Source organism: Lysinibacillus sp. (assembly GCF_032093475.1).
GTDB classification, from domain to species: domain Bacteria; phylum Bacillota; class Bacilli; order Bacillales_A; family Planococcaceae; genus Lysinibacillus; species Lysinibacillus irui.
Genome location: NZ_DAMDAY010000006.1, coordinates 1 through 5,645 on the forward strand (window position 1 = coordinate 1; position 5,645 = coordinate 5,645).

Below are 5,645 nucleotides of genomic sequence, written 5' to 3' on the forward strand. Positions count from 1 at the left end.
ACGCGAAATCGATGAGCGATTATATTGACGAAAATCATACCCAGATAAACGATAAATAGCCTCTAGTAACAAATCAATTTCTAAATTTGTTTGCTTATTTAATTGTATATTTTGCTCCAAAGGCTGAAATTGTTCCATGTTCATTAACTCCCTTTAGAAACCAACCATACTCTTAAAACCGATATTAATTGATCTAAATTTAATGGCTTACTAATATAATCTGATGCACCAGCCTGTAACGATTTATCGCGATCATTTTTCATAGCTTTTGCTGTCAGCGCAATAATCGGTAAATCTGTGCGTTTCATTTGTTGACGAATAATAGTCATCGCTTCATAGCCATCCATATTAGGCATCATAATATCCATCAGAATAAGATCGATCTCAGCATTAGCTTGCATGACCTCTAAACATTCAAGTCCGTCTTTGGCCACTAAAATGTTCATACCTCTTTTTTCTAGAGCAGTTTTTAACGCATAAATATTACGGTTATCATCATCTACTATTAAAATATTTTTCCCTTGGAAGACCTCTACTTCTTGTTGAAGAGCTTCCTCCATTTCTTGTGGTTGTTCTTCTATTTGTTCCTCTTCTACCGTCGTAGCGGCAACTTCGTTCATAGCAAGCTTTTGGCAATGTTCCTCTTCAATTCCATTTGGTAAACTTGGAATCGTTAACGTAAAGCTACTTCCTTGTCCCTCTGCACTTTGCAGCGTAATCCAGCCACCAAGCAGCTTAGCAAATTCCTTACAAATTGAAAGACCGAGCCCAGTTCCACCATATTTCCGAACTGTAGCACCATCTGCTTGCTGGAATGATTCAAAAATTAGCTGATGCTTGTCTTTTGGAATACCTATCCCTGTATCAGATACGGTAATTTCCAGCCAATCTGTGCTTATGTCTTGCATATTATTTGTTAATTGTTGTGGTGTTAGCTGGTTAATGGCTAATGATACAGATCCTTGTTCCGTAAATTTAAACGCATTTGATAATAAATTTTTTATGATTTGATGGAATCTCTTTTCATCCGTATAGAATACATCTACAACATGATCTGCCTTTGAAATATCGAATGCTAAATTTTTCTTCATTGCAACAGGTGCAAAGGTATGTTCAATTTGCACTGGTACTTCACTCATATTCACTTCATTAAAAATGATATCAAGCTTCCCAGCCTCTACTTTTGATAAATCTAAAATATCATTGATTAAAGCAAGTAAATCTTCTCCAGAAGAATGAATCACTTTAGCAAACTCTGTTTCCTCGTCTGTTAAGTTTTGTTGACTATTTTCTGCTAGCATCTCCGATAAAATTAATATGCTATTTAAAGGTGTTCTTAATTCATGTGACATATTTGCTAAGAACTCGGATTTATAATTAGAATTAAGTATTAGTTGTTCTGCACTTTCTTCTAATTCCTTCTTCGCCCTCTCCAACTCTTTAGATTTAGATTCAGCCTCTTTCGTGCGCTCTTCTAGTTGCTCATTAATCATTGTCAGCTCTTCTGTTTGCATTTGTAACTCTTCAGATTGTGTCTGAAGCTCTTCTGACTGAACCTGTAATTCTTCTGTCATTGCTCTGGATTCATTTAATAGACGAACAATTTCCATACGCCCTAACACACTATTCACTGTTAAGCCAAATGTTTCAGTAACTTGCTGCACTAATTCTTGCTGCAACTCACTAAATTTAGTCATTGTTGCGATTTCTACCACTGCTATAACTTCATTCTCAAAAATTATAGGGATCAATAAAATATTTTGTGGCCTTACTTCACCTAAACCCGTTCTAATTAAGCGATAGTCTTGCGGAATATTATCATAAAATAATATCCTTTTTTCTAATGCGCATTGACCGATTAATCCTTGTCCCATTTTAAAGCTTTCAATACCGACACGGTCATCTCCATCAGCAAAAGCAGCCTTTTTCACAAAATGTACTTGTTCCTCTGTTACTTCTCTGACATAGAATGCACCAAGGGAGGCTTGTGTTTTCTGTGCTACTTCTGATAGGAAGATCTCAGCTAATTTTGTAATTGCTGAAACACCTTGATATTTTGTCACGATTTCTGCAATATTACTTTGTAACCATTCTCTCTTTTCTACTGACTCTAACAGTATATTTGTTGCTTCAGCAAGATCATTTATTTCATCATTAGAGCTCACATGGATTCTTCTCGTGAAATCACCTTTCGTAGCAGCCATTTCTTTAATGGTTTGTGTAACTTCCGTTATCGTTCTCACGATTGAACGTGAAATTCCACTAGCTATCACAATGGCAATGACAGAAACTAAAATTAAGATCCCAAATAAGCCACTTGTTAATTTACTATTCTGTTTGTCTAATTGACTTGCCTTTGCTTGTGTATAAGCATTTTCAGTTGAGCGGAAGGAATCAAATAATTTGCGCATTTTCTCCATATCTTGGCGCCCACTATCTACTTTAAAAAATTCATTCAACGCTTCTATATTATTATCCTTTTTCAATTGGATTGTTGGCTTACCTGAAGTATTTATCCAATGTTCAATCGTTTCCTCTATCTCTTTTAACTTTTCCTGTTGAGAAGGTTTTTCCTTCATTTGCTGATAGAGATTATTAAAATCTAACTTCCAATTTTCAGCCGCATTATCATAGGGCTCTAGATAACTTGGTTCACCTGTAATGATGAAACCTCGCTGACTCGATTCCATATCTAATACATACTTTTCAATCTCATTGGTTAAAGTTTGAACATTGGAATCGTATTTAATAATAAAATTCCGTTCTTTTTGTAAAGAAGTAATTTGATTATTTAATATGACAACGGCAGCAAGTAAGCAAAGAATGATTACGATATAACCTAATGTAATCTTGGAGCGTATACCCAATTTCAATTTATTTAACATTTGGTTTTCCTACCTTTACCTTTCTTTCACTTTATTATTATTACTAGTATACATGCAAAAATAACTAATTATCTCTTCTTTTAACATTCACAATAAAGAAACTTTGCCAATTTAATATTAATAAGTCTAGAATTTTTTCATATACATCATATAGTGAACGAATTCTAATTAAGGAGAGAATACATGTGGATATCATCGTAAGGCCAGGAGATTCACTTTGGCATTTTAGTGAAGTGTTTAACATACCACTTCAACTAATTCTAGATTCCAATAAAAATATTAATCCCCAATTTTTAAGAGTTGGACAACGCATTCGTATTCCTGGTTTTATAAACATTAGCTATCAAATCAAACAAGGGGACTCTTTTTGGCAGATTGCACAGAGTCGAAACCTGCCCCTCATCGCCATATTACTCGTTAATCCTGGTCTCAACCCCAATCACTTACAAATAGGTCAGATCATTCACATACCTCAACGCATTACATGGCGCTTAGTTGAAGGTAAACAAAATTACACGTACACTCATATGATGAATGATATAAAAAAGCTGCTCAACGTATATCCTTTTCTCCAAAGTACAAGCATTGGGAGCTCCGTTTTAGGGAAAGAACTCCCTGAGCTTTTAATTGGCAATGGAGCTAAACGTATTCATTATAACGGCTCGTTTCATGCGAATGAATGGATTACTACACCTATTATTCTAACATTTTTAAATGACTATTTGCTCGCCCTCACTAATCAAAGTAGTATTCGTGGCATTTCTCCATTTTCTTTATATCAACAAACATCCCTTTCTATAGTACCCATGGTGAACCCTGATGGAGTCGATTTAGTATTACAAGGCCCACCAAGTGATGAAGCATTAAAAAATCAATTGATTACATGGAATAATGGGAGCTCCGATTTTTCTGGTTGGAAAGCAAATATCCATGGGATCGATTTAAATGATCAATTTCCTGCAAAATGGGAGCTAGAAAGTGCCCGCAATCCCAAATCACCTGGCCCTAGAGATTATAGTGGGGAAAGGCCTTTATCTGAACCCGAAGCCATTGCAATGGCCAACATGACCAAGCAACGTGATTTTTTAAGAGTTCTAGCATTTCATACACAAGGTCGCGTTATTTATTGGGGCTTTGAAAATCTTGAGCCCCCAGAATCCGAAGTCCTTGTGAATGAATTTAGTAGAGTTAGTGGCTATGAGCCCATTCAATCTGCAGGTAGCTATGCAGGCTATAAAGACTGGTTTATTCAAGATTGGCGTAGACCGGGCTTTACCGTTGAGCTGGGAAGTGGTACAAATCCTCTCCCCCTCAGCCAGTTTGATGACATTTATGACGAAGCTTTAGGGATTTTCCTCGCTGCATTGTATATGTAAAAAGATTGTGCGAACTCCACTCACCATGAAAGAATCCTTTTAGGATTTTCAGTGAGTGGAGTCTTTTTGTGTGGTATTGTCTCGGCATACTAGCACTATAAAAAAGAAAACAAATTACTTTGACAGGTAGAGTAATGTTTGCTAATATTACTCTAACAGATAGAGCAATAAATAAAGTAGGTGACTTATGGTTCGCAGTGATATTATCCGAGGACATTTGGATTCGATTATTTTACGGCTAATTTCAGAAAAGGATCGTTATGGCTACGAAATTTCTCAGGAAATAAGTCTCCGTACAAACAATCGGTTTCAAATCAAGGAAGCAACTTTGTATGCAGTTTTTCAACGACTTGAGAAAAAGGAAATTATTGAAGCCTATTATGGAGATGTTTCACATGGAGGCAAAAGAAAGTATTACCGTATTACTCCATTAGGTAGAGCCTATTTAAATGAGTTAGTGAAAGAATGGTCGGAAGTAAAAGAAATAATCGATTTATTTATGGAGGGCTTAGAATGAAAAGAATAAAAAACCATATTGATGAGCTTTTTAAAGATATTCCTCGTAACAACGAGACTGAAATGGTAAAACAAGAGATTATTGAAAATCTTGAAGAAAAGGTATTTTATTTGATGGATCAAGGAAAAGAACAAGAAGATGCTATTAATAAAGCAATTGTAGAATTTGGAGATATTGAAGACTTAAAAAAAGAATTGGGCGTTAAAGAGCCTGCAAAGAAAAACATGGCAAAATTAAATTTAGAGTTTTCAATTTGGGGAAGTAGCTTAATTATTGCCTTTTTTATTTTCATTAATCTTTATTACACGCCGCATACAATTTGGGCAATCTATCCGATCTTCGCTATTCTATGGTGGCCTTTATCTATGTACTTTGTGTGGACGCGTAAGAGATGGGGTGAATAATCATGAGGAACTTTATTAACTTTTCTATAGCTGGGAGCTTGATGACAATGATTTTCTTAGGGATTGTCAATTACACGACATCGCCTCAAACAATGTGGTTTATCTACCCTTGCATACTGCTTCTACTATGGCCTATTACATTATTTTTTATGTCAAAAAAAATGTATAAACAATACTCTATCGTTTGTAGTGCTATAATTATCTCGTTTCTTATTATCGAAAATTATCTATACGCTCCAAATCATTTATGGTTCATTTATGCCATCTATCCGATTATCTGGTGGCCACTTCTAATGTATTTAGGAGAAAAAGCAAAGACGTTACAAACAGCACTTATTGGCTGTGCTTCTACAATTATATATTACGCATTGCTAAATATCATGGTATCTCCACAATATCCTTGGGCGATTTATCCCGCATTTTTAGTCATGTGGTGGCCTCTTGCTTTATATCATGCTCAACG

General features: G+C 35.4%; 5 protein-coding genes and 1 pseudogene. 4 read left to right on the top strand and 2 right to left on the bottom strand.

The window, feature by feature from the left end; all coding sequences use genetic code 11:
* Nucleotides 1-138, bottom strand: a pseudogene (locus RT445_RS02670) (CheR family methyltransferase); the annotation flags it as partial.
* A 5-nt stretch (nucleotides 139-143) separates the two neighbouring features.
* Nucleotides 144-2,885 carry an ATP-binding protein gene (locus RT445_RS02675; RefSeq protein ID WP_312506382.1) on the bottom strand — a complete coding sequence of 914 codons (2,742 nt, stop codon included), beginning with the start codon at nucleotides 2,883-2,885 and terminating at the stop codon, nucleotides 144-146.
* 185 nt (nucleotides 2,886-3,070) lie between these two features.
* Here RT445_RS02675 and RT445_RS02680 point away from each other — a divergent pair, with 185 nt between their 5' ends.
* From RT445_RS02680 to RT445_RS02695, 4 genes are all read left to right on the top strand, one after another.
* Entirely contained in the window at nucleotides 3,071-4,261 is a 1,191-nt protein-coding gene (locus tag RT445_RS02680; protein ID WP_274795031.1) for a M14 family metallopeptidase, read from the top strand.
* Nucleotides 4,262-4,448: 187 nt separating this feature from the next.
* Complete coding sequence (locus RT445_RS02685) at nucleotides 4,449-4,778, top strand: PadR family transcriptional regulator (protein ID WP_274795032.1); 330 nt, start codon at nucleotides 4,449-4,451, stop codon at nucleotides 4,776-4,778.
* Nucleotides 4,775-5,182, top strand: a complete 408-nt coding sequence (locus RT445_RS02690; RefSeq protein ID WP_274795033.1) for a permease prefix domain 1-containing protein — start codon at nucleotides 4,775-4,777, stop codon at nucleotides 5,180-5,182. Before RT445_RS02685 ends, RT445_RS02690 begins: the two co-directional genes overlap by 4 nt.
* 2 nt (nucleotides 5,183-5,184) lie before the next feature.
* A partial coding sequence (locus tag RT445_RS02695) for a hypothetical protein (protein WP_313469635.1) occupies nucleotides 5,185-5,645 on the top strand: 461 nt, incomplete at its 3' end.